This window comes from Providencia sp. PROV048 (genome assembly GCF_033688165.1).
GTDB classification, from domain to species: Bacteria; Pseudomonadota; Gammaproteobacteria; order Enterobacterales; family Enterobacteriaceae; genus Providencia; species Providencia hangzhouensis.
On sequence record NZ_CP096360.1, the window covers coordinates 2643906 to 2667463 of the forward strand.

Genomic DNA, 23558 nt, shown 5'->3' on the forward strand with positions numbered 1-23558 from the left:
CATTAAGAGCTTAGTCCAAAGGATGTCATGTGAAAAAAATATTTTTATTGTGTTTTGTCTTTATTAACGTATTTTTCCTCCCTGCTTTTGCAGAAGAAACAACGCCACTAATAAATGAAAAAACGCTAATTGCACTTGCGGAACAAGGCCAAGCCGAAGCGCAATTTAACTTAGGAATGTTTTATCAGTCTCATCAACAGTTTGACCAAGCTTTACACTGGTACCTTCTTTCTGCCAATCAAGGCTTTACAAAAGCACAAATTAACCTTGGCCTGATGTACCAGCAAGGAACTGGGGTAGAGCTAGATGAAAAACAAATGCTGCATTGGATGAAAATAGCAGCCGAAAGTGGTGACCCTATTGGCCAGATGAATATGGCCGAATATACCTTGTATGGCATCAATGATTTATTAGAGAAAAACCCAGAAGAAGCTGAACGGTGGCTAAAAAAAGCGGCTGAACAGCATTTTCAACCTGCGATGCTCACCCTCGCCTATTGGTATGAAGAGGGAAAAGCTATCACAAAAGACCCGCAAAAAGCCCAAAAAATATATCTTGCTCTTGCTGAAGAAAACCATCCACAAGCGCTGTATTTATTAGGCTACCAAGCAGCAGTAGGTATGTATGATAAGGTAAACTACCCTCTCGCGTTTCAATACTTTACCCGTGCCGCAGAATTAGGTTTTTCCCCCGCCCAAAACAGTTTAGGTATGTTGTACTTAACTGGACAAGGTACCAAAAAAGATATCCAATCAGCTATAAAGTGGCTAACCCTAGCAGCTGAACAAGGTGAAGCTTCAGCTCAATTTAATGTTGCGCTTATCTATGCGCGCGGTGATGGTATCAAAGCTGATCAAGCAAAAGCCTGTCACTGGTTTATCAAAGCCGCTCAGCAAAATAGTGCCGATGCGCAATATGCAGCAGGAGCTTGCTACCAATATGGTATGGGTGTTGAAGCCGATGATAAAAAAGCCCTACGCTGGTATCAACTCGCAGCCGCTAAAGGCCATGAGCGGGCTGAAAAGAAAGTGTTAATTTTAAAAAACCAGCAACAATAAACTCTATTTTTTCAACTTACTGCTGTGCCACTGATATAAGTAAGATAAAGAAAATCTGCATTGTTTATAACCAATGCAGAACTTCTATCTATATATACTATTAATTCAAACACTCACAACTTGGCACGGTAAATCCGTTGCGGTCGGCCAACTTTGCCATACTCAATTTCAGCTTCAATTTTATCTTTCGCTAAACAATACTCCAAATAACGTCTTGCTGTAGTACGACTAAGTTTGATGGTTTCAGCAATACTTTCTGCCGTATATTGCACATCAGGTTCAGTAAATAACGCAAGTATTTTTTCAAGTGTAATGATATCAATACCTGTTGGAAGTTCTTCCTTTGATTCCCCTCTCGCATAGGTATTAAACATATCGTCAATTTTACTTTGATTGGTTTTGCTATTTTCTTGTACAACAGATTTACGTTGAATATACCTATCCAATGTTTGGCCTAAACGTTCATAAGCAATTGGCTTCACTAAATAGTCAAAAACGCCTAAACGAATAGCTTCAGAGACTGTGTCCATATCACTTGCGGCCGTCGTAAATACAATATCTGCATTATTTCTTTCTTGTATTAACTCATGAACTAGGTCAATGCCTTTTCCATCAGGTAAATAGTTGTCTAACAAGATAAGATCTGGCTTCATGTATTCAATCATTTTTCTCGCTTCCGCAAGATTACCTGCAAGCCAAACTTTGTCACATGCAGGATAGGCTTTTATATATTCGCTGTGCATTTCGGCAAGCAGCAACTCATCTTCCACTATGAGGATTTTTATCTTGATCATTTTATATCTTCACTTTCGGAATAAAAATTGAAAATACTGTACCATGCGGTTGATTTTCTTCAATAATCACTGCACCATTACAGCGTTTAACATAAGATGCAACGAGATATAACCCGATACCATGGCTATCTGCTATATCTGTTTTCGTTGTGACACCACGCTCAAACCATTTGTCTTGAATTTCTGACGGAAAACCACATCCCTGATCAGCGACTTCAATGACAATCTCCTTTCCTTCATCTGAAAGGTATAACTCAACTTGCTTATTACCCTGATTATTTTTCAAACTTGCTTCAAACGCATTATCGAGTAGATTACCCAAAATAGCACAAAATTCAGTACTATTTAATGAATCAGGTAATTCATGTAACTGACTACCCGCAGTAAATTTTAATTGTAAGCCTAATTCTTTGGCTCGGTGGTGTTTACCAAATAATAAACCAGCAACTTGCTTATCAAAAAACTGCCCACGGAGTGTATCAATTAATTGTTGCTGAGATTCTGACTCCCCTTTAATTAGCGCCAACGCTTGGTCATATTCTTTCATTTGCAATAAACCGCTTAATGTTGACATCCAATTAAGGTGCTCGTGCCGTAACGTACGTAAACTTTCTATATATTGGCGAACTTGAGTCAACTGAGAGTTTAGCGATTCAATATCATTTTGGCTACGAAAGCTAATAACCGCCCCCACAAGATGTTCCCCATCACGAATGGCCACCCGGTTTGCAATCACGTTTAGGCCATTAAATTCGCAAATCACATCATGCTTAGTCGTTTCAATATCGGTAATAAAAAAGTCGGCTGGCGAGATATGCTCCGACACAAAAGTCCCTGTTAACTGCCCTAGCGGCTTGCTTAGAGATAACATTTTCCGGGCATTAGAGTTAATATTAATAATCTGCCCTTGTATATTCACTGCGATAACACCTTCAAAAACAGCTTCAAATATCCCTTTTTGTACTAAGACTAATTGGGTTATTTCCTCAGGTTCCATACCCAACATTTGTTTTTGAATTAAACGTGAAAATGCCCATGATAAGAAGAGCAATATAATCAGTATCCCTAAAAAAGTGGCTCCTGTTTGTACAAATAACTCACTGAGTGATGTTTCTATTTTGTTGGATAGATAGCCAATAGAAACAACACCGATCACTTTACCTTGCTCATCAAAAATGGGGGTTTTTGCTCTAACAGCATTCCCCATTGAACCTTCGCCATTGATAAAATAGCTTTCCCCTTTCTCTAAGGCTCCTGGTTTGTTCCACTGCATTTGAAAACCAATTTTTTGACTATTTGGGTGATACAAACGAATCGAATTTTCATCACCAATAACAACATAATCGTAGTTAGAATCTTGGTTTAGTTTATCAGCGATAACCTTCAACCCAGGAATATCTCTATACTTTACGGATTGAACAACACCATCAATAGAAGCAATCAGCTTTGCTTGGCTCATTGCTAACGATTGAATGTTCGCAATCAATCGATTTTCAGCTGTGTCCGTAAAATATTTACCCAACCCGAGAGTTAAAAAAACAGAAACTATTAATAACAGAAAAAATACTCGTACTGAAAATGAAACTGAATTTACTTTTTTCAATGAGGAGAACGTATATTCTTTTTTCATGTTATATCTCGTTACTGGCTGAAAAGTAAAAATTTTGTTAACTCAGAAATGGTAGGATAACCGATAAATCGGATTCAAGCCAAAGTTATAATACACATATTAATAATTAAACACATTAAAACCAAGCAATAAAAAACTTATCAAATAATTAAAAACTTTAAAACCATTAAACAAATACAATCTCATTTGAGAAACATGAAATAGGTCAAATATATTAAATACAGTACCTTTAATATAAATATCAAAGAGGGTAATTAAATAAGAAAATCTATTTATCATTATAAGAATAACGAAAGAGAATTTATTTAATTAACTTTAACATTAGCAACATTTTAAAAACATCTCTAAATGAGATGCAGGATACTATTATGTTCGAAAACATAACGTTTAACCAAGTAAAACGTCATGAGAACAGGAAACTTGCTGAAATAACTCAGTTTTTAAAGGAAAACGACTTAGAGCTTGATTCAAGCATTGACGTTTTTATTACGATTTCTCGCAATGAAAAATTAATTGCGTGTGGTGGTTTAGCAAAAAACGTTATTAAATGCGTTGCTATCAGTGATGATGCTCGAGGTGAAGGGCTTGCATTAAAATTAGCAACAGAACTGGTTAATCTTGCTTACGAAAATAATACAACGCATTTATTTATTTATACCAAATTCCAAAATGAAAGCTTATTTCAACAATGTGGTTTTCATACCATTGCCACCGTTCCTGATATTATGGTGTTGATGGAGAACAGTTGTTGTTATCTAAAGCGTTATATCGAAAGTTTAAAAGCACAACGTAAAGAAGGCAAAAAGATTGGTGCAATCGTCATGAATGCCAATCCCTTCACCCTTGGCCATCGCTATTTAATCGAGCAAGCCGCGAAGGCCTGTGACTGGCTACACCTATTTGTTGTCAAAGAAGATACATCGCGTTTTCCTTATAAAGTGAGATTAAATTTAATCGAAGCAGGGACAAAAGGAATAGAAAACCTCACTATTCATAAAGGCTCCGAATACATTATTTCTCGAGCGACGTTTCCTTGCTACTTTATTAAAGACAAAACGGTTGCCAATAACTGTTACACCGAAATAGACATTAAGATATTTCGCCAATATATCGCCCCTGCTCTGGGGATAACCCATCGATTCGTAGGCTCGGAACCTTTTTGCCAAGTCACCAACCAATATAACCAAGACATGCGCTTTTGGTTAAAAACCGATGCTATGAATTTTCCACCTATAGAACTCGTTGAATTTCCGCGAACAATCATCAATGGAACGGCAGTTTCTGCCTCACAAGTTAGACGATTGCTCGCTAAAAAAGATCTTGCGGCGATTAAGCCGATTGTGCCTGAGGCAACCTATCAATATTTACAAGAGATGGTCGCCAATCAAGTCGCATCTGCTCAAAGCCACACCGAAAGTTCTGAATTAGCCATAGGTGAAATATGAAGATAAAGCACGCAGCAGTAGCTGGCACACTTGAATCAAGTGATGTCATGGTTCGCATAGAGCCACTAGAAGACACTCAAGAGGTCTCAATACAAATTACCAGTAGCGTTGAAAAACAGTTTGGAGATGCTATCGCAAAAATCGTACAAGAAATGATTCAGCTGCATGATATTCAAGGGGCACAAATCATTGTAGATGATAAAGGTGCACTGGAATGCGTACTTAAAGCGCGTTTAGAAGCCTTATTGGCTCGCGCCTGTGATATCGACTATCTGCCTTGGGAGGATAAGTAATGACTCCAGAACAAAAATCACGTACACGCAGAAGTATGCTGTTTGTTCCCGGTTCCAATGCAGCGATGTTGAGTAATTCCTTTATTTATAAAGCCGATGCTTTAATGTTTGACCTTGAGGACTCGGTCACTTTACGCGAAAAAGACACGGCTCGTCGCTTGGTTTACCATGCATTGCAACATCCACTTTATCAAGATATTGAAACCATTGTACGGGTCAATGCATTAGATTCCGCCTTTGGTGTTGCTGACCTTGAAGCCGTTGTTCGTGGTGGTGCGAAAGTCGTCCGTCTTCCTAAAACAGATACTGCGCAAGATGTGATTGATATTGAAAGTGAAATCTTACGTATAGAAAGAAGTTGTGGCCGTGAAGAAGGTAGTACAGGGTTGTTAGCGGCTATCGAATCACCAATGGGCATCACTCAAGCAGTGAATATTGCTCATTCATCACCAAGACTTATAGGCATCGCATTAGGTGCCGAGGACTATGTCCGCAATTTGCGCACCGAGCGGTCTCCAGACGGCGTAGAACTCCTCTATGCTCGGTGCGCCATTTTACAAGCCGCTCGTTCAGCCGGTATTCAAGCATTTGATACCGTTTATTCTGATGCGAATAATGAAGAAGGTTTCCTACGCGAAGCCGCTCACATTAAACAACTCGGCTTTGATGGCAAATCATTAATTAACCCAAGACAGATTGAGTTACTTCATAATTTATATGCACCAACTCAAAAAGAAGTCGACCATGCGCAGCGTGTTGTAGAAGCCGCTGATGCCGCAGCCCTTGAAGGTAAAGGCGTAGTTTCATTGAACGGAAAAATGGTCGATGGCCCAGTTATTGACAGAGCTCGTCTCGTGTTATCACGAGCAGCATTATCAGGAATTAGGGAAGAGTGAGGCAATAAAAATGACAAATAATACTCAGCGCCAGGCTCGCGTATCAGCCTACTTACAACCAAGTACTGATGATGTACTACGTGAATTCAAAGATATCGGTAAAGTGCAGCAGCAAGTGCAAAAACCGAGAAACCGCAAATTGTGTGATGATTTACAAGTCGCTATTCGTCGTTCTGGCCTTAAAGACGGCATGACAATTTCTTTCCATCACGCCTTCCGTGGCGGCGATCTTACCGTCAACATGGTGATGCAAGTTATTGCAGAAATGGGCTTTCGCAACTTAACACTTGCATCCAGTTCATTAAGTGCTTGCCACTCACCTCTTGTTGATCATATTCGTCATGGCGTTATTCGTAAAATTTATACTTCAGGTATCCGGGGTCCACTCGCTGAAGCTATTTCACGGGGTGAATTAGAAGAACCTGTACAAATCCATTCACATGGAGGAAGAGCCAATCTAATTCATAATGGTGAACTCGTTATTGATGTGGCCTTTATTGGCGTCCCATCATGTGATGAATACGGTAATGCAAATGGATATACAGGAACAGCCTGCTGTGGTTCGTTAGGTTACGCCAAAATTGATGCTGAAACCGCAAAAAAAGTGGTGATGCTTACTGAAGAAGTATTAGATTACCCTCATAACCCTTCCAGTATTAAACAAGATGAAGTCGATTATATCGTCAAAGTTAAACGCGTGGGTGATGCAGATAAAATCGGGGCAGATGCGACTCGCATGACATCAAACCCTCGTGAACTTCTGATCGCACGTACTGCCGCTGATGTGATCGAAAAGTCGGGCTACTTCAAAGAGGGTTTTTCACTACAAACCGGCACGGGTGGTGCTTCTCTTGCCGTGACTCGTTTCCTTGAAGATAAAATGAGACGCCATAATATTACTGCGGGATTTGCTTTAGGTGGCATTACATCAACCATTGTCGACTTGCATGAAAAAGGCTTAATTCGCAAATTATTAGACGTTCAAAGCTTCGATAAAGCAGCGGCTGAGTCGCTCGCTCGCAACCCAAATCACATTGAAATCAGTGCAAATCAATATGCGTGCTTTGACTCAAAAGGTGCCTCTGTTGATATGCTTGATGTGGTTGTGCTGAGTGCGCTAGAAATCGATACACGCTTTAATGTCAATGTGTTAACGGGTTCTGATGGGGTTATTCGTGGTGCTTCTGGTGGCCATAGCGATACTGCCGTTGCCTCTAAACTGTCTATCATTGTTGCTCCTCTGGTGCGTGGACGCATTCCAACTTTAGTGGACGAGGTGATCACTTGTGTAACGCCGGGGTCAAGTGTAGATATTTTGGTCACTGACCATGGGATCACCGTTAACCCTGCTCGTCCTGAATTAAAACAGCAACTTGAAAACCAAGGTATCAAAACCGTTTCAATGAGCTGGTTAAGAGAACGAGCACAATTACTCACTGGAACGCCTAACCCAATTGAATTTACAGATAAAGTCGTTGCTGTTGTGCGTTATCGTGATGGCTCAGTCATTGATGTTGTTCATCAAGTGAAGGAGTAAACTATGTTTTGCCCACTGCCTGATACTCAAGAGCAATTTGAAATTTCTTTACCTGAACTGTTGGATAGCCGAGATGCCCGTCTGGCTCGTCAACAAGCATGGATTGGTCTCCATCAGGTAACCTTGATTTCATTTACTGTCGTTTTTCCTGGAGCTGTCAAAGACAACTCTCTTGTTAGACATGTGTTTAATCAGGGCCTAAATGCGCTTAAGCAAATTGCTTCATGCGGGCAGTGGGTGTTTTTATCACAACAATCGTGGGCGTTAAAAACTGGACCAGAATGTTTGGTCGCTGTTGATGGCGATGCTATCGAGATTAAAAAAGCGTTAATTTACCTAGAAGAGTCGTCTCCTGCTGGTCGATTATGGGATTTTGATGTATTTGATGCGAATGGGCAGCAATATTCGCGCTCCCAGTTAAATTTACCACCAAGGCAGTGCTTACTTTGTGAAAATGAAGCGAAAATTTGTGCTCGTCAGCGAACACATTCATTGGTTGAGATACTTAATCGTATTGAGGCGCTAGCGAATGCAACCTACTAAACAGCTCAGCCATATAAATGAGAAATTAGCTAGCTATTACAGCCAATTAGCATGGCATGCGATGTTAGCCGAAGTGAATTTGACTCCTAAGCCTGGGTTAGTCGACAGACACAATACTGGTGCCCATAAAGATATGGCCCTTACTGACTTTCATTTAAGTGCCAATGCCATCGCAATACATTTTCCTCGGTTTTTACAGGCAGGTGCTCAATATAAAGATTGTCCTATCGAACAACTATTACCCCTCATTCGCCCTATCGGCATAGATTGCGAAAAGTCGATGTTCCGTGCGACTAAAGGGGTTAATACCCATAAAGGCAGTATCTTTTCCTTGGGTTTAGTTTTAACCGTAATAGGCCGTTTGATTGCACAGCAACAATTTGTTTCACCTGAAAGTGTGAGCTTGTTGGTTGCCAGTATGTGTAAGGGAATTACCAATGAACTTAAACAAAAAACCGAAAACCCTACCGCAGGCCGCCGCTTATATCAGGAACATGGGTTAACAGGCGCAAGAGGTGAAGCGGAAGGCGGTTATTCGTTAGTAATCAAACATTCACTTCCCTATTATTTGCAGCAACTCACCAAGGGCAAACTCGCGGATATCGCCCTACTTGATACTTTAATTCTCCTCATGAGCCTGAATGACGATACAAACATTGTCAATCGCGGTGGCGTCAAAGGATTAACATGGGTAAAGCAACGCGCAAAACAGCTATTAATCTCAGGTATTAATACCGATGATGATTTAGTTAAGGTTAAACAATTCGACAGTGAATGTATTCAACTAAACATGAGTCCAGGAGGAAGTGCGGATTTATTAATTTTGACTTGGTTTTTTGCCCGATTACCCAACCAGTCTTTAATTAACATAAAGTAACTATTTTAATATTAATTAACACAGGGATAATTTAAAAAATTAAAACGAATTAACCAAATAAAAACCAATTAATTATTTAAATAAATTATATACCTTAGAGTGAATGAGTAATGAAAATAAGATTCATTATATTCATTCAAGATACAGCCATATTAAAAACATTGTCACTTTAACAAATTCCTAATATTAAAGTTCATTCAATTTAATATTAAATAAATTTAATATTGATTTAATCAAGGAAATTGGCTTATGCAAAAAGAAAAAATATGGAAGCTATTAGTTTTAATAGCCATTCCAATTATTATTGCTTTAATACCAACACCTGCGGGGCTACCACATATTGCATGGTTGCTATTTGGTCTTTACCTTGCCGCTATTGTTGGATTGGTACTTAAACCCTATTCAGAGCCTGTTATTCTATTAGCCACTATTGCTGCGAGTGCGGTAATTATTGGGGTAACAGGGACTAAAGATGTCAAAGCAAGTGAAGTTTTAAGCGGATATGCATCCGGTACGACATGGCTTGTATTTGCTGCATTTACTCTGAGTGCTGCCTTTGTTATTACTGGTTTAGGTAAACGTCTTTCTTATATTTTGATTGGCAAGTTAGGCGGTACAACATTAGGGCTCGGTTATGTGACCGCAATCCTTGATTTAATTATCGCGCCTGCAACCCCATCGAATACCGCGCGTGCTGGGGGAATTGTTTTCCCAATCATCAATAGTGTGGCCGTTGCTTTAGGATCTGATCCAGAAAAAAGCCCACGTAAAGCAGGCCACTACCTCCTCGTCAACGTCTATATGGTGACCAAAACCACCAGCTATATGTTCTTAACTGCAATGGCGCCGAATGCACTCGCCCTTGCCATGATGAGTGACATTATGGGCATCCATTTAAGTTGGGGCGGATGGGCACTTGCCGCCTCTGTACCGGGTTTAATCATGCTGATTTTGACGCCGTTAATGATCTACAAACTGTATCCGCCTGAGTTGAAAAAGGTGAATAACAAAGAGATCGCAGCTAAAGGTCTTGAAGATTTAGGCCCAATGACTATGCGTGAAAAATTGCTGGGGATTGTCTTTGTTATCGCGCTGTGCGGCTGGATTTTCTCTGACCTTATCGGTGTTAGCGCGTCTAGCGTCGCGATTGCGGTCATGGCATTAACCCTGATCCTCGGTGTTGTAACTTGGGATGACGTACTGAAGAATAAAGGCGGCTGGAATACCCTGATTTGGTACGGTGGTATTATCAGTATGTCAGGCGTACTCACAAAAGCAGGCTTCTTCAAGTGGCTCGCAGATACCATGAGCCAATACCTTTCTTTCGGTGACCAAGCGATGCTGGCGTTCTTTGTCATCATGTTCATCAGTGTTGCCATTCGCTACTTATTCGCCTCTGGTGGTGCCTACGTTGCAGCCATGGTGCCGGTATTTGCCACTGTAGGTATGGTTGCAGGGGCACCTCCGATGTTGCTCGCTCTGGGCTTACTGTTCTCGAATGCTTATGGCGGAAGCGTAACGCACTATGGCGGTGCAGCAGCACCTATCGTATTCGGTGCAGGTTATAACGATATCCGTTCTTGGTGGATCATCGGCGGGTTAGTGGCCTTCATTAGTTTATTCGTTCACATGACTATCGGTTTAGGTTGGTGGGAAATTTTAATTAGTACTGGATTAATTTAATTCTTCGTCAATAAACCGACACGACGGGCACAATCATGATTGTGCCCTATTTAACAACAAAATTATTAATTTCTCGCTGTTCCAGAGTTATTTGCAGTCTTGGCGCTATAACGTGAACTTTATTGGAGCAACCTTAACTCAGACTTAAGTTTACCCTAATAATATGAGTTAGGTTTACCGTAATAATACTTGACGGGTTTAACCTAATCGAATTCATAGGGTTACTTAATAATATTAAGCCAGTTTATCCTAAATAGTTCGCGTTGTAGCAAGGCGGCAAAACGAAGGTATCCCAAGGAGCATACATCAGTATGTGACTTGGGGGGCTGAGTGCAGCCAACACAGCTACAGCGTAATACTTAACAGGTATTCCTAGATATATCTAGCGGGTTTACCCTAAATAGTTCGCGTTGTAGCAAGGCGGCAAAACGAAGGTATCCCAAGGAGCATACATCAGTATGTGACTTGGGGGGCTGAGTGCAGCCAACACAGCTACAGCGTAATACTTAACAGGTATTCCTAGATATATCTAGCGGGTTTACCCTAAATAGTTCGCGTTGTAGCAAGGCGGCAAAACGAAGGTATCCCAAGGAGCATACATCAGTATGTGACTTGGGGGGCTGAGTGCAGCCAACACAGCTACAGCGTAATACTTAACAGGTATTCCTAGATATATCTAGCGGGTTTACCCTAAATAGTTCGCGTTGTAGCAAGGCGGCAAAACGAAGGTATCCCAAGGAGCATACATCAGTATGTGACTTGGGGGGCTGAGTGCAGCCAACACAGCTACAGCGTGAAATATGACGGGTAAACAGATGAAAAAAATTCCTTGTACACTAATGCGTGGCGGCACCTCGAAAGGCGTATTCCTTTTAGCGGACTCTCTCCCTAAAGACACTCAACAACGGGATGAACTGATCCTTGCTATTATGGGTTCTGGTCATGCTTTGCAAATTGATGGTATTGGTGGGGGGAGCCCACAAACCAGCAAAGTCGCTATTATTAGCTCTTCAACTCATCCTGATGCTGATATTGATTATTTATTCGCTCAGGTTTCTATTACTGAACGTATTGTTGATACCGCACCAAATTGCGGAAATATTCTTTGTGCCGTGGGTTCCTTTGCGATTGAAAAGGGGTTAGTTCCTATTACTGGTAAAACAACCACTGTCAGGGTCCGTAATGTCAATACGAACACTTTCGTCAACTCTACGGTGCAAACGCCTGATGGCCATGTGGATTATGATGGTGATACCGAAATTGCTAATGTACCCGGCCATGCCGCGCCTGTTGCCCTGACATTTTTAAATGCGAGTGGAACAAAAACAGGAAAATTGCTTCCTACTGGTCATGCTATTGATACCATTGAAGGCATTGATGTCAGTTGTATTGATATGGCAATGCCTGTGGTATTAATTGATGCTCCTCAGCTCAATAAAACTGGTTATGAAACTGCGGAGCAACTTGAATCCGATACCGAATTTATGCAAAAGCTGGAAACTATTCGTATAAAAGCCGGGGCAGCGATGGGGCTTGGTGATGTGAGCAAAAAAGTTATTCCTAAACCCATATTGATTTCACCCGCCATTCACGGTGGAACCATTAATGTCCGCTATTTTATGCCGCATAAATGCCATGGCGCTCTTGCCGTGACGGGTGCTATTGCCATTGCCACAAGTACTATTGTTCCTAATAGTATTACCCAGCAATATGTTCACTCTGTTGATATGAAAAACATTGCTATTGAGCATTTAAGTGGCAAATTTGACGTGTCGTTAAACCAACAAGGCAACTCACCGGAAGAGCTTCAAGCTTCAATTATTCGAACTGCAAGAAAACTGTTTGAAGGCGATGTCTACGTTCCTTAAAACTAATATCTTGGCCTGCCTCTTATCTAGAGGCAGGTGATTAATTTTATTTTTCTGCAAATAATGGTTCAAAATTGCCATCAATATAATAGGAAACTTGATGTGCCTCATCTGGCGTTGGCAACTCCAACTTCCCTGCCATTTTTTCCATAACTTGCTCCGGCACTGCATACTTACGTTGTTGATTTTGTTGCCGCCACTGTTTAAATGGCACTTCCAAGTAAACTAAATGGATTTTGGCTTGATAACGTTCAAATAAGCTGATCATGGTTCCCCGTAAAGAGGCACTTAATGATGTCGCATTCCAAATAAAATGCGTTTTAGTGCGTAACAATCGTTTTGCTTGCTCTTTAGCTTGCTGAGCCACCCACCCTTGTGCATTTTTATCTGCTGGGTTGATTTTATGTTCTCGGCGAATATCATCTAAACACACGACTGCCGTTTGTGGGTAAAACTGTTTGATAAAATGGTCTTTTCCCATCCCCGGCAAACCACATAGCATAATCACTTCGCTCCCTATCTCTTCAAAAGGTTGGTAATCCGTAGTGCCCTTTTGATGATGAAAATAATGGAAGCGCCCAGCTGGTGAAGCGAATGATTTAGGTTTGTCCCAACAGCCCTGCTCACGACAAAATAATTCAAATAGCTCGATTCTAACTAATAATTCCGCTTTATCTTCACATGTACGCCCTATCGCATCGGCTTTCGCTAACATGCACAATAAAGGCATTTCAACACGCAATGACGCCGCAAATAAGGTACGTTCAGGATCTGGCTTTTCCATTAACCAAAGCGGTAGGCCATGAAATCGAACTAAAGCCGCAATCTGTTCACGAATAGCAAAAGGTGTTTCTATTTGTCCAAATAATATATTCCGTACAGATAACTCACCTTTTTTAGCATGTCCAGGCGAATGAATCCGCCCCTCTTCATCTTCTTTTGTCGTACTGCGTTTTTCAACATCATGCAGCAACGCTGCCGCCCAAACGATTTGTTGTTTAAGAGCTGGAAGCTGTTGATATTCAGGCAAACCTTCCAAAGCCGCTAATACCATTTGAGTGTGAATGGCCACATTACCTTCCGCATGGTGCAAACGGTCTTGCGGCACATATTGCATATCACGCACAAAATCGAACTGTTTTTCAAGCTGCGCCCAATCACGACATTGGGTTAATTGCCAACTCATGGCTGTTCTCCTTGTAATTCAAAGGCCAGCTTAGCTCTCTGCCAATGCCGCTTCCAGTGGATATCCGTTTTAACATGGTTTTTACGCACATATTTGAAAACATGCGCCATAAAATCATCCACATGAAAACCTTGGCTATCGCGGCTCACAATACCTTCCATGCTACAGGCTTTCCCTGTATGAGTATCACACGCAATAAATTGGCTATCTAATGATGCAGCAGTAATTAATGAACTTGCATATTCTTGCTTGTTTATGTGTTTACTGAGTGATAAATCTAATTGAGGGACGGTTGGAAAATCAAATAGAGCTGCATAAAATTGCACCTCTTCCCAACTGAGCCAATACTCCCCCTGCCTCACCGCAAATACATAGAAGTAATCTTCAATATGTTGATATTCAATGGAATGTATTGCGTAAAGATTCTCACCGAATAGTTCAATATCCCCTAAATCATCTTTAATCAGCTGCCAACGTTGGCGAATTTGCTGGCTCCATGCTGATTGGGTTGGTGCTCCATGAGAGCGAGCAAAAACCCCGTGACGGTTTAAACAATTATTTTCACCATCCAGTTTTTCTGTATGAACCAGTTTGTCTATATTTTGGATGTGCGACCACCAATCGCTATTGATGCGATCATCACTCGTCGTACCTGGGGAGAACGGATAGTGATACGTTCTACCATACTTTCTTGATTGCATATTCATCATGCTTTCTCTAAAGAAATAGAAATAACTACAAATCTTTTTGCTAGATTTGCGTCTTTAATTGTTGAGAAATCAAGTGTAGGTATTACATATCTATTCCGAGTAACGGCCTCATTTTTACTTAGCTAAGGGTCAAAATTAGCGAAATTGAAGGAAAGCAGTTGAATTTTAGTCTAATTGTCAAGAAGAAGACTATCAATTTATTCCTAATTTAGCTCTACACACAAAAATCACCTACTCCCTATTAATCTAGAAGCCCAAATAAGCCTATTTATTTAGTTTATCAGTGAATTGAAACCACTTGTTAACCTGTATAACGTGGTTTTCAAAAATATTGGAGTAACTTAATGACTGATTTTGATAAATATAAAACAACCTTGAAAAAGTTAAAATACTACGTATACGCATTATGCGAGCTAACAGATGAAGAGCGTCGCCCTTTTTATATAGGAAAAGGAGTTAATGATCGTTGCTTACAACACATATACCAAGCTATTGATATAAACTCAAAAGAAATAGATAAATACCTAGTTGAAGAATTAAATGAGAAAAAAGAAAAAATAGAGAAATTACACAAGCAAAATAAACTAGGCATTGATATTTTACGACATGGCATGGATGAAGATACCGCATTTGTTGTGGAAGCTACTTGTATCGATCTACTGGGTGTCGATAGCTTAACAAATAAAGTGAGAGGCAAAACAACTAAACTAGGACGATTGAGTTTAAACGAGATACATGATCTACATACTGAACAACAAGTTGACATTAAAAAAGAACATTCCGGTTTAGCCTTTCTTTTGAACAAACTCTATAAATCAGGCATGGATGAACTTTCTTTATTTGAAGTAACCCGTGGGGTTTGGGCTAATATCCCAAGAAATGACAGTAATATCAAATACGCCTATGCAACTTATAACAATATCATTAAAGAAGTTTATGAAGTACATGGATGGGTAAAAGCAGGTACACAGCAATATTTTACTCGAGACAATATTAAACGTGATAGTGATAGGTGGGAATTTATCGGACGTAAAGCTGAAGACTCAGTGCGTAAACTTTATGTAGGAAAGGTAATCAATAGAGATAGGAGCTACGGAACACCTTTCGTTAAGGTTGGATATTAATCTATCATAAATAGTTATAAAGATGAAAAAATAATAATCATCTTTGGATAATACTTGAGAACATCTTTCAATGTTCTCAAGTATTTAAAAACAGAAAAACCTAGTAAAGACCGATAACTGAACCAACTGCTAACAAAAAGAAACTAAACAACCAAATCCAACCAAACGAATAACGTAAGTGGCGCCCCATATCAATTCCAGCTAATCCCATTGCTAACCATGCTGCTGGAGAAAATGGGCTCACGAAAGTCCCTGCGTTGTTACCTATCGCCATCGCATAAACAACGGAAGATGGGTCAACACCAACTGTGGCGGCAATTTGTTGAATTATTGGTAGTAAGGCAAAATAGTAAGCATCGGTACTGGTAAAAATATCCATCGGCACGCCTAAAATACCGACAAAAATATGGACTTTAGAAACCCATTCTGTTGGTAAAATAGCGGTTAAGTCTGTTGCAATTGACTCAAGCATGCCACCTTCAGATAAAATACCTAAAAATGCTCCTGCCGCTAAGATAATGGCAACCATTCCCAATGCTTGTGGCGCATGGGCTGCCAAAATTTTCATTTGGTCCCTAGGGTTAGGGAAGTTAACCATCAAGGCAATGGAAAGTGCGATCATAAAAACATAAGGTGCAGATAATAAACCAAATGCTAAACAGACAACAGAGGCGACAATTAACCCACCATTGATAAGTGGTTTCTTAGGTTTTTGTACCGTTTCGGTTATATCGGCAGTATCATCACTAACAGGTAACAAAGAATCCATTTCATATGGTGTTGTTCCTTTCAAACTCGCTGCGGCAATGCGTCTTTTCTCACGAAATCCCATTAACGTAGCAAATACCACTGCTCCCCCCATACCAATGAGTTGTACTGGGATCAAATGTTGCCATAAGGTCGAAGCATCAATGCCAGTGACAGCCGAAGCACGGCCTAACGGCCCGCCCCAAGGCACCATATTCATGACCCCCATGCTGGCACACATCAGCAGCAACATGAGATATGGGCTCATCCCCAACTGACGGTATAAAGGTAATAATGCAGGAATGATAATTAAAAATGTCGCAGCGCCTGAACCATCTAAATGGACAACTCCTGCAATTAACGTTGTCATAATACAAACAACAATAATATTCCCACGCGTCATTTTAACCATTAAACGGATCAATGGATCAAAGATATGCAGGTCTTTCATTAAGCTAAAAAATAAAATCGCAAATAAAAACATCGCTGCGACTTTTGAAACTTTATTAATTCCACTTTCAAAGAATACTGAAATTTCAGCAACCGAATAACCAGCAAATAAAGCACCAATAAAGGGAATACAAGACATTGCGATAATTGGGCTAACTTTCCCCATCATCAATAATGTTACTATCGATATAATGATTAAAATACCAATAATTGTCAGCACATCAACTTCCTTCTTAGAATTATATTTTTCAGGTGAACACAAATTTCAGCTTGGCTCGCATTAGCTTAATAAGCATATTTCTTATATAAACCATTTAATATAACCGCAAGGAATATTTTATATTTTTGCTTCACAAACAACGTATTAATCATTATTTAAATTATCATTTAAAATAAAAAAATAGTTTTATTCTCTATTAGAACCATTAAAACCATAAGCAGACATTAACACCACTCTGGCGTGGGAGTTATTATTTTATTTATAAGTTACAGAATTATAACAATCAAAAAATAATAGTTATTATTATATTTTATTTTTTATCTCATTTTTTTATATTTTTTTCCTCTTTTTGCATCATATTGCTAGGGAAATATACTTTTTATGGTATTGATCAAATCTGCAAAAATTTACTTGATTTTCCTTCAATAATTCGCTGTAAAACAAATTTTCCCCCTTAATACCACACCATCTCACAAAAAAATTTTGGCTAACTGGGTATAATATTAAAATAATTTAAGTTTGCTAATAAGGAAAGTTCCAATGAGCCACCTTTTTTCACCCGCATCAATAGGCCAAGTTTCGCTGAAAAATCGTATTATTGTTCCCCCAATGTGCCAATATTCTGCAGAAAATGGTATGCCAACAGCATGGCATAAAGCCCACTACATGAACCTTGCTTTATCAGGTGCCTCTTTAGTTATTGTAGAAGCCAGTGCTGTTGTTCCTGAAGGTCGTATTACCTACAAAGACCTAGGCTTATGGAATGAAGAGCAAATGACAGCAATGCAACAAATGCTCAGCGATATCCGGCAATATTCAGATGCACGCTTAGGAGTACAAATCGCTCACGCTGGTAGGAAAGCATCAACAGATTTACCTTGGTTAGGAGGTAATAGTATTCAGTCCACACAACCTAATGGCTGGCAGACTGTAGCACCATCAGCACTGGCTTTTGGTAATAATGCAATTCCACATGCATTAACTATTGAAGAAATTTCTCAGCTCAAACAGCAATTTATTGAGGCAGCAATTCGGGCAGAAAAAGCAGGTTTTGACGTTATTGAGATCCATGCTGCTCATGGATATATACTGCATGAATTCCTATCGCCAGTTTCAAACTCACGACAAGATGAATATGGTGGATGCTTTAAGAATCGTACTCGCTTACTGATTAATATTTTCCATGAGATGAGAGAAGCCATTAACCCTAATGTTGCAATTGGTGTACGGATCTCCGCAACAGATTGGCTTGAATCGGGTTGGAGCGTACCTGAATCAATTGAGCTAACAGAATTATTAGAAGATTTAGGTTGTGACTATATCCACGTCTCATCTGGCGGGTTATCAACTGAACAACAGATACCATTGAGCCCAAATTACCAAGTCCCTTTAGCACAAGCTATTCATGAGAATACTATGATGCCTGTCATTGCTGTCGGTCTTATCACTGAACCTTTGCAAGCAGAAGCCATTGTGGCAACTCACCAAGCAGATTTTGTGGCAATCGGTAGAGGTATATTATTTGAACCACGCTGGCCTTGGCGAGCAGCGAGCGAATTGAATGAACAGATAGATGTTGCGCCACAATACTTGCGCAGTGCTCCACATCAATTTAAACATTTATTTAAATAAAAATAATAAACTCGCAGCTATTGTTGATTGATAATAAATAGCTGCGAGTAATAAACAATTAACGCGCGTTAGTCGAACACTGTTGAACAAATTCAATCATGGTTTTTTGGAATTCAGGTTCTGCAGTACCTGATTTTTCTAATTCCGCATCCATACGTTTAAACTCAGCTAAACCATATTTTTCAATTGTTTTATCGTAGGCACAACCACAAATTGCACTGACCGCATTTGCCGTTTCACCTTGCGGGTTTCCTGATGCAACAACACAGGTATTCACAAAATTCTCTTTGTACTCCGCAATTTCTGATTTTTCATCAGAACATGCAGACAACACAACCATCGCTCCCGCCATACCTAATATTAATGCTAATTTTTTCATTTTATGCCCATTTCCTATTCAGCTTTAACTAAGGTGATAATAATAAACCGCTATTATTCCTAGTTCACGCTATTTTGGATATATCGTTTATATTTTCAATACCATTAATCTTAATACGCAAAATAAGACGCTCTTATTAAGATTAATATCCCTATCACTGACTATTCATAACAATCATAGCTGTTTTCTGGTAAAAAAGCTGTATTAACCCATTTTTTATTATGTATATTCTACCTTGGCAATGAATTAGAACAGCGCCATCGATAGTAGAATAATGACGATAAAATTAGCACACAACCCACAATTTGGATAAAAGGCATTCTTTCATGGTACCAAATCGCCGCGACAAAAACGGTCATCACGGGTTCAAGGATCATAATAATTGCCGCATTTCCTGCTGTGGTATTTTTTTGACCAATAAGCTGTAACACAAAGCGCAAACTCGTTGCTATCACCACACTAGCAATAAACCACATCATGGTAGGCGTTGTCATGCTGCTCGGCCATTCTTCTAAAAAGAATGACAAGACTAGCCCTGTCATTCCTGTACAAGCAAGTTGAATGGCCGTTAACGGTAAAAGAGGAATTGTTCGGGTATATAAACTGGTATAACAAAAATAGATAGCTTGGACAATTGCCGCGCCAAGAAACCACAGTTGACTTGCTTTAAATTCAAGTTGAGCCTTAAATAGGGTTAAGCATGCCAGCCCTAATACCGCAACAGGGAGTGCTTCCCAGAAATAACGAACAGGTTTATTTTTTAAAATAACCCATGCAACTAACGGAACAAATAACATAGCGAGGCTCATAATAAAAGCCCCTTCGCCAATTGAGTCTGTTATTGCCACCGCGTGGATCCAGAGCGCCATATTTAATGACATCCAACCGCCTGTCATTAATATTTTTGGTAATTGCTTCACCGTTATTCTATTTTTTTTCCCTCGACAAAAAGGGGCTAAAATGATGGCTGCAAATAAAAAACGGCTACCAAGAAAGGCAAAAATAGGCATTCCCTGCACTGATTCTCGGGAAAATACCCACCCCCAAGCCGCGATTATCGTGGTAAGCACCAAGAAAAATTCTGCCTTTCTTTGTGAATACATGTGTTCCTCTGGATAAATTAACTGACTCGCAGATACATCATACTGGCTTTTGTATGTAAACCAATCACATTTATGGCCTTTCTCTCCGACTCCCCTAAATAAAAAATATCTCGCCAAAGAACGATAAATATGACCTTAAATTAAGAGCCATTTCCTCTTAATAAAGATAATTTTACTTCTAGGCTGCTTTTTTCTTATTAACTAGACTAAGTCTGATTTTAAACGCGATAAATGGGGAAGTTTGCATAGAATCTCATCAATTTATCTTCTTACATAGCCTGAGATAATCAAGGGTAGACAAACAATGCACAACTTGATGAAAGGTTATATCATGGTTATTCAAAAAACATTACTGATAGATAATGATAAAATCAAAAAAATTAAGACTGCGATCAATAAGAGAAAATATGCACATGCCGATGAAATAAGTTTGTTATGGCAGCACGCTTTAAAATCATCGTCAGTCTTCAGTTGGGGAAAAGTGATGCTAATTTCTATCATTAGTGGTCTTGTTATCACAATAACCACTTATTTGTAGGATGAGCTTTTAAAAAGAAGAAATCGAGCCTATCGCCCGATTTCTATTAACTTTCTTTGATATAGCTAAAATAGCTAATTCAACTAATTACCAGTAACCTAAGAATTTCCACCAAACGCTACCAATAAAGAACCAAATGGCTAAGTTAACTACGCTCATCACGAAACCTGTTTTCCACCATTCCGCAAGGGTTGCATAACCCGAACCAAAAATGATAGGTGCAGTACCCGTACCATAGTGTGTCAATGACATCATTAGTGACGATGAGAATGCTAATGTTAAAGCTAATAACATTGGTGGAGCGCCAAGAGCTAAACCTGCCGAGAAAAATGCTGCATACATCGCCGTAATATGCGCGGTTGTACTCGCAAAGAAATAGTGAGAATACACATAAATTAAAACAAGAATTAGCATTCCCCATACCCAGCTAATGCCTAATCCATCAATAGTTGCACCGACGGTTAATGACATCCACTTTATGAGACCGAGCTTACCTAAAAAACTCGCCATCATGACTAAGGCAGAGAACCAAACGACAGTATCCCATGCCCCTTTGTTTTTCAGAACATCATCCCAATTAATAACCCCTGTCGCTAATAGAACACTCAACCCAATAAACGCCGCGGTGGTTGCATTAACACTATATGCAGGCCCAAAAATCATGGCAGGAACACCAGCCCACAACAAAAGTAACAACCCAAAAACACCGAGAGTTATTTTTTCAGGTAATGAAACTGGGCCTAATTGTTGTAAACGTTCTTTGGCAAAATTTGGCGCATCCGGTGTTGAAGTAATTTCCGGCTTATACATCAAATAGATCACCAAAGGCATTAATATTAATGACACGATGGCAGGAACAAACGCCGCAATCGCCCACATACCCCAAGTTAATTCATTTTCTTGGCTTGTTTCACTAATAATCAAACTGACAATTAATGGGTTTGGCGCTGTCGCCGTAATAAACATTGCAGAAGTGATTGGGTTAATATTGTAGTTAACGAGCGATAAATAACGCCCTATCTTACCTGCGGTTCCATCTTCAGCCTTTGACCCAAAACTATCCGAGATCGAACGCATAATTGGGTGAATAATTCCCCCACCTCGAGCCGTGTTACTTGGTGTCACAGGCGCCAATATTGTTTCTGCTATTGCCAATGAATAAGCAATACCCAATGTTTTTTTACCGAATAAAGAAATGACATAATAACCTATCCTTGCCCCCAGGCCTGTTTTATTCAAGCTCATGGAAACCATGATAGAAATACCAATTAGCCAAATTAGATCATTAGAAAAGCCACTTAAAGCATCCGCAATTGCCCCTTTAGTTGATTCAGGGTTAGTGACCCCGGTTACTGCAACTAATGAAATAGCGACAATAGATACACCTCCTATTGGTAAAGCTTTACCAATAATAGCAGCGATAGTACCTACAAATAATGCTAAAAGATGCCACGCATTTGGATTAACACCTTCGGGAACAGGAATTAAGAACCAAATAATTAATGTTATTGCAACTGCGATTAGAGTTGGTACAGGTTTTAAAGGTGTTAGTTTATTCATAAGGTTATCCATACACGTATAAAGATGGAAATACAGAGTAATTTCAGTTATATATTCTAATTTTATCTTTAGATTAACAATATATAGCTCAAAAACCTTGATATTTATCAGTACGTGAATTCTTTTATGATAAATTTTAAGCCAGTTTGTAACGATGTGTAATATATTATTTCAGATATCAATCGTTCCATATTTCTTGCACAAAAAGATAAGCCTACACTTACATTAATAAGAGTAAGAATAAAACTGGGATTATTATTTGCTCTGTTACTAGGTTAACAACACACAATCACATTTGTCACATGATCAAATTTGGTTAGTAATATACTAAAATTTCAATTTTTTTTATAGTTCATCCTCAATTTATGATTGCTGAATCGAATTAATAAAATAAAACCAAGGAATATTCAAAATTATATTGAATATATAAAAAATTATAACAATGACAACATTGATTAAAAAACACGCATATTACTATTAAATTAATACCTCTGCTTAATTAACATTAGTTATTATCTAATCTGATAATTTAAAAAAACACTTATAGTGATTATGCTCTATTCTCAATACCATTTTTATCTCTAATCTAAATGTGAGTAATCAAACTTATCAAAATACGACTAATAAGGAAACGAAATGCCCACCGATAACATTTACATCACAAACTCTCAACAACCATGTATTGTATTATGTACAACCAATAGCCATGAAAGTGCAATTAAAATTACCCAACACTTACTCGCTAATCGCTTAGCAGCATGTGTTTCCCTACTGCCTGAAATAACATCTGTTTATCTATGGCATGGTAATATCACGCAAGATAAGGATGTTTTACTCTTGATCAAAACGACCCAAGGAAACCAACTTAATCTATTTAATGCAATAAAAGAAATACACCCATATGAAACTCCAGAACTCATTCGCTTAGACCCAAGCCAAGTTGAAGACAATTATCTGCAATGGCTGATTAACTCTGTCAAATAATAGGTATTAATCTGAATTTAATAACTATAGCGTTATAAATTGTGAGCTAATATCATTTTTGTATAAATTAATTCAACTGGTCGGCTATGGTTTACCGTAAATTAGTGCTATATAAATAAGCTCGCTTTATATTTATTTTCCCTCCTTAATATTTGGAGGTTTTTTTTGTCTAAAATTGACTAGCGTATATTCCTTCAACCTGCTAAAAGTCCGATTTATTCGCCCCTTTGGCATTACATGGTTAGACAGCTGTTATTATTATCGGTATTCTCCTTAAAGAAAAAAGCGACTGATATTAACA

At 39.1% G+C, this 23558-nt stretch carries 20 protein-coding genes; 12 read left to right on the plus strand and 8 right to left on the minus strand.

Annotated features, from left to right (window positions below; translation table 11 throughout):
* Positions 1–29 precede the first annotated feature (29 nt).
* The gene (locus M1F26_RS11680) at positions 30–1058 is read left to right on the plus strand and encodes a tetratricopeptide repeat protein (RefSeq protein WP_110591573.1); all 1029 of its coding nucleotides are present in this window, start codon (positions 30–32) and stop codon (positions 1056–1058) included.
* A gap of 113 nt (positions 1059–1171) precedes the next feature.
* On the opposite strand, the gene dpiA is transcribed toward M1F26_RS11680, so the two are convergent.
* Together dpiA and dpiB are read right to left on the minus strand one after the other, a co-directional pair.
* A complete protein-coding gene (gene dpiA / locus M1F26_RS11685; RefSeq protein WP_004263346.1) occupies positions 1172–1852 on the minus strand; it encodes a two-component response regulator DpiA in 681 nt (226 codons plus the stop codon).
* A gap of 1 nt (position 1853) precedes the next feature.
* Complete coding sequence (gene dpiB, locus M1F26_RS11690) at positions 1854–3482, minus strand: sensor histidine kinase DpiB (protein WP_094961213.1); 1629 nt, start codon at positions 3480–3482, stop codon at positions 1854–1856.
* A 368-nt stretch (positions 3483–3850) separates the two neighbouring features.
* On the opposite strand from dpiB, the gene citC reads away from it, so the two are divergent.
* The 8 genes from citC to M1F26_RS11730 all read left to right on the plus strand — a co-directional run bounded on the left by citC (position 3851) and on the right by M1F26_RS11730 (position 12624).
* Positions 3851–4927 carry a [citrate (pro-3S)-lyase] ligase gene (citC, locus tag M1F26_RS11695; RefSeq protein WP_180359458.1) on the plus strand — a complete coding sequence of 359 codons (1077 nt, stop codon included), beginning with the start codon at positions 3851–3853 and terminating at the stop codon, positions 4925–4927.
* Positions 4924–5220 carry a citrate lyase acyl carrier protein gene (citD, locus tag M1F26_RS11700; RefSeq protein WP_125890867.1) on the plus strand — a complete coding sequence of 99 codons (297 nt, stop codon included), beginning with the start codon at positions 4924–4926 and terminating at the stop codon, positions 5218–5220. The genes citC and citD overlap by 4 nt, the downstream gene beginning before the upstream one ends.
* On the plus strand, positions 5220–6116 hold the full coding sequence (gene citE / locus M1F26_RS11705) for a citrate (pro-3S)-lyase subunit beta (RefSeq protein WP_140170675.1): 897 nt from the start codon (positions 5220–5222) through the stop codon (positions 6114–6116). Before citD ends, citE begins: the two co-directional genes overlap by 1 nt.
* Positions 6117–6126: 10 nt before the next feature.
* Positions 6127–7653 (plus strand): citrate lyase subunit alpha, encoded by a 1527-nt coding sequence (gene citF, locus M1F26_RS11710; protein ID WP_140170676.1) that lies wholly within the window; start codon positions 6127–6129, stop codon positions 7651–7653.
* 3 nt (positions 7654–7656) lie between these two features.
* A complete protein-coding gene (citX, locus tag M1F26_RS11715; protein WP_140170677.1) occupies positions 7657–8196 on the plus strand; it encodes a citrate lyase holo-[acyl-carrier protein] synthase in 540 nt (179 codons plus the stop codon).
* Positions 8183–9073 (plus strand): triphosphoribosyl-dephospho-CoA synthase CitG, encoded by an 891-nt coding sequence (gene citG / locus M1F26_RS11720; RefSeq protein ID WP_140170678.1) that lies wholly within the window; start codon positions 8183–8185, stop codon positions 9071–9073. The genes citX and citG overlap by 14 nt, the downstream gene beginning before the upstream one ends.
* A 249-nt stretch (positions 9074–9322) precedes the next feature.
* A complete protein-coding gene (locus tag M1F26_RS11725; RefSeq protein ID WP_125890862.1) occupies positions 9323–10756 on the plus strand; it encodes an anion permease in 1434 nt (477 codons plus the stop codon).
* A gap of 815 nt (positions 10757–11571) precedes the next feature.
* Positions 11572–12624 carry a 4-oxalomesaconate tautomerase gene (locus M1F26_RS11730; protein ID WP_140170679.1) on the plus strand — a complete coding sequence of 351 codons (1053 nt, stop codon included), beginning with the start codon at positions 11572–11574 and terminating at the stop codon, positions 12622–12624.
* A 46-nt stretch (positions 12625–12670) separates the two neighbouring features.
* Here M1F26_RS11730 and M1F26_RS11735 read toward each other — a convergent pair whose 3' ends face one another.
* Together M1F26_RS11735 and M1F26_RS11740 are read right to left on the minus strand one after the other, a co-directional pair.
* The gene (locus M1F26_RS11735; RefSeq protein ID WP_140170680.1) at positions 12671–13810 is read right to left on the minus strand and encodes an AAA family ATPase; all 1140 of its coding nucleotides are present in this window, start codon (positions 13808–13810) and stop codon (positions 12671–12673) included.
* On the minus strand, positions 13807–14517 hold the full coding sequence (locus tag M1F26_RS11740; protein ID WP_140170902.1) for an RNA ligase family protein: 711 nt from the start codon (positions 14515–14517) through the stop codon (positions 13807–13809). The genes M1F26_RS11735 and M1F26_RS11740 overlap by 4 nt, the downstream gene beginning before the upstream one ends.
* A gap of 347 nt (positions 14518–14864) precedes the next feature.
* Between M1F26_RS11740 and M1F26_RS11745 the strand changes: the two genes are divergently transcribed.
* Complete coding sequence (locus M1F26_RS11745) at positions 14865–15644, plus strand: LEM-3-like GIY-YIG domain-containing protein (protein ID WP_140170681.1); 780 nt, start codon at positions 14865–14867, stop codon at positions 15642–15644.
* Between the two features lie 100 nt (positions 15645–15744).
* Here the strand turns inward: M1F26_RS11745 and M1F26_RS11750 are convergent, their stop codons facing one another.
* Positions 15745–17061 carry a CitMHS family transporter gene (locus M1F26_RS11750; RefSeq protein ID WP_125890860.1) on the minus strand — a complete coding sequence of 439 codons (1317 nt, stop codon included), beginning with the start codon at positions 17059–17061 and terminating at the stop codon, positions 15745–15747.
* A 540-nt stretch (positions 17062–17601) separates the two neighbouring features.
* Between M1F26_RS11750 and M1F26_RS11755 the strand changes: the two genes are divergently transcribed.
* Positions 17602–18693, plus strand: a complete 1092-nt coding sequence (locus M1F26_RS11755; protein WP_140170682.1) for an NADH:flavin oxidoreductase/NADH oxidase — start codon at positions 17602–17604, stop codon at positions 18691–18693.
* 58 nt (positions 18694–18751) lie between these two features.
* Here M1F26_RS11755 and M1F26_RS11760 read toward each other — a convergent pair whose 3' ends face one another.
* The 3 genes from M1F26_RS11760 to M1F26_RS11770 all read right to left on the minus strand — a co-directional run bounded on the left by M1F26_RS11760 (position 18752) and on the right by M1F26_RS11770 (position 22273).
* Positions 18752–19072, minus strand: a complete 321-nt coding sequence (locus tag M1F26_RS11760) for a hypothetical protein (RefSeq protein ID WP_004910043.1) — start codon at positions 19070–19072, stop codon at positions 18752–18754.
* A 230-nt stretch (positions 19073–19302) separates the two neighbouring features.
* Entirely contained in the window at positions 19303–20175 is an 873-nt protein-coding gene (locus tag M1F26_RS11765; protein ID WP_140170683.1) for a DMT family transporter, read from the minus strand.
* Between the two features lie 625 nt (positions 20176–20800).
* The gene (locus M1F26_RS11770) at positions 20801–22273 is read right to left on the minus strand and encodes an anion permease (RefSeq protein ID WP_036957836.1); all 1473 of its coding nucleotides are present in this window, start codon (positions 22271–22273) and stop codon (positions 20801–20803) included.
* Between the two features lie 636 nt (positions 22274–22909).
* On the opposite strand from M1F26_RS11770, the gene cutA reads away from it, so the two are divergent.
* Positions 22910–23257, plus strand: coding sequence for a divalent-cation tolerance protein CutA (gene cutA / locus M1F26_RS11775; protein WP_140170684.1), 348 nt, complete (start codon positions 22910–22912; stop codon positions 23255–23257).
* Positions 23258–23558: the final 301 nt, after the last annotated feature.

Bases quoted from the DNA above. Each gene is read 5' to 3' on its own strand.
- dpiA (WP_004263346.1), bottom strand. From the start codon at position 1,852: ATGATCAAGATAAAAATCCTCATAGTGGAAGATGAGTTGCTGCTTGCC.
- dpiB (WP_094961213.1), bottom strand. From the start codon at position 3,482: ATGAAAAAAGAATATACGTTCTCCTCATTGAAAAAAGTAAATTCAGTT.
- citC (WP_180359458.1), top strand. From the start codon at position 3,851: ATGTTCGAAAACATAACGTTTAACCAAGTAAAACGTCATGAGAACAGG.
- citD (WP_125890867.1), top strand. From the start codon at position 4,924: ATGAAGATAAAGCACGCAGCAGTAGCTGGCACACTTGAATCAAGTGAT.
- citE (WP_140170675.1), top strand. From the start codon at position 5,220: ATGACTCCAGAACAAAAATCACGTACACGCAGAAGTATGCTGTTTGTT.
- citF (WP_140170676.1), top strand. From the start codon at position 6,127: ATGACAAATAATACTCAGCGCCAGGCTCGCGTATCAGCCTACTTACAA.
- citX (WP_140170677.1), top strand. From the start codon at position 7,657: ATGTTTTGCCCACTGCCTGATACTCAAGAGCAATTTGAAATTTCTTTA.
- citG (WP_140170678.1), top strand. From the start codon at position 8,183: ATGCAACCTACTAAACAGCTCAGCCATATAAATGAGAAATTAGCTAGC.
- M1F26_RS11725 (WP_125890862.1), top strand. From the start codon at position 9,323: ATGCAAAAAGAAAAAATATGGAAGCTATTAGTTTTAATAGCCATTCCA.
- M1F26_RS11730 (WP_140170679.1), top strand. From the start codon at position 11,572: ATGAAAAAAATTCCTTGTACACTAATGCGTGGCGGCACCTCGAAAGGC.
- M1F26_RS11735 (WP_140170680.1), bottom strand. From the start codon at position 13,810: ATGAGTTGGCAATTAACCCAATGTCGTGATTGGGCGCAGCTTGAAAAA.
- M1F26_RS11740 (WP_140170902.1), bottom strand. From the start codon at position 14,517: ATGAATATGCAATCAAGAAAGTATGGTAGAACGTATCACTATCCGTTC.
- M1F26_RS11745 (WP_140170681.1), top strand. From the start codon at position 14,865: ATGACTGATTTTGATAAATATAAAACAACCTTGAAAAAGTTAAAATAC.
- M1F26_RS11755 (WP_140170682.1), top strand. From the start codon at position 17,602: ATGAGCCACCTTTTTTCACCCGCATCAATAGGCCAAGTTTCGCTGAAA.
- M1F26_RS11760 (WP_004910043.1), bottom strand. From the start codon at position 19,072: ATGAAAAAATTAGCATTAATATTAGGTATGGCGGGAGCGATGGTTGTG.
- M1F26_RS11765 (WP_140170683.1), bottom strand. From the start codon at position 20,175: ATGTATTCACAAAGAAAGGCAGAATTTTTCTTGGTGCTTACCACGATA.
- M1F26_RS11770 (WP_036957836.1), bottom strand. From the start codon at position 22,273: ATGAATAAACTAACACCTTTAAAACCTGTACCAACTCTAATCGCAGTT.
- cutA (WP_140170684.1), top strand. From the start codon at position 22,910: ATGCCCACCGATAACATTTACATCACAAACTCTCAACAACCATGTATT.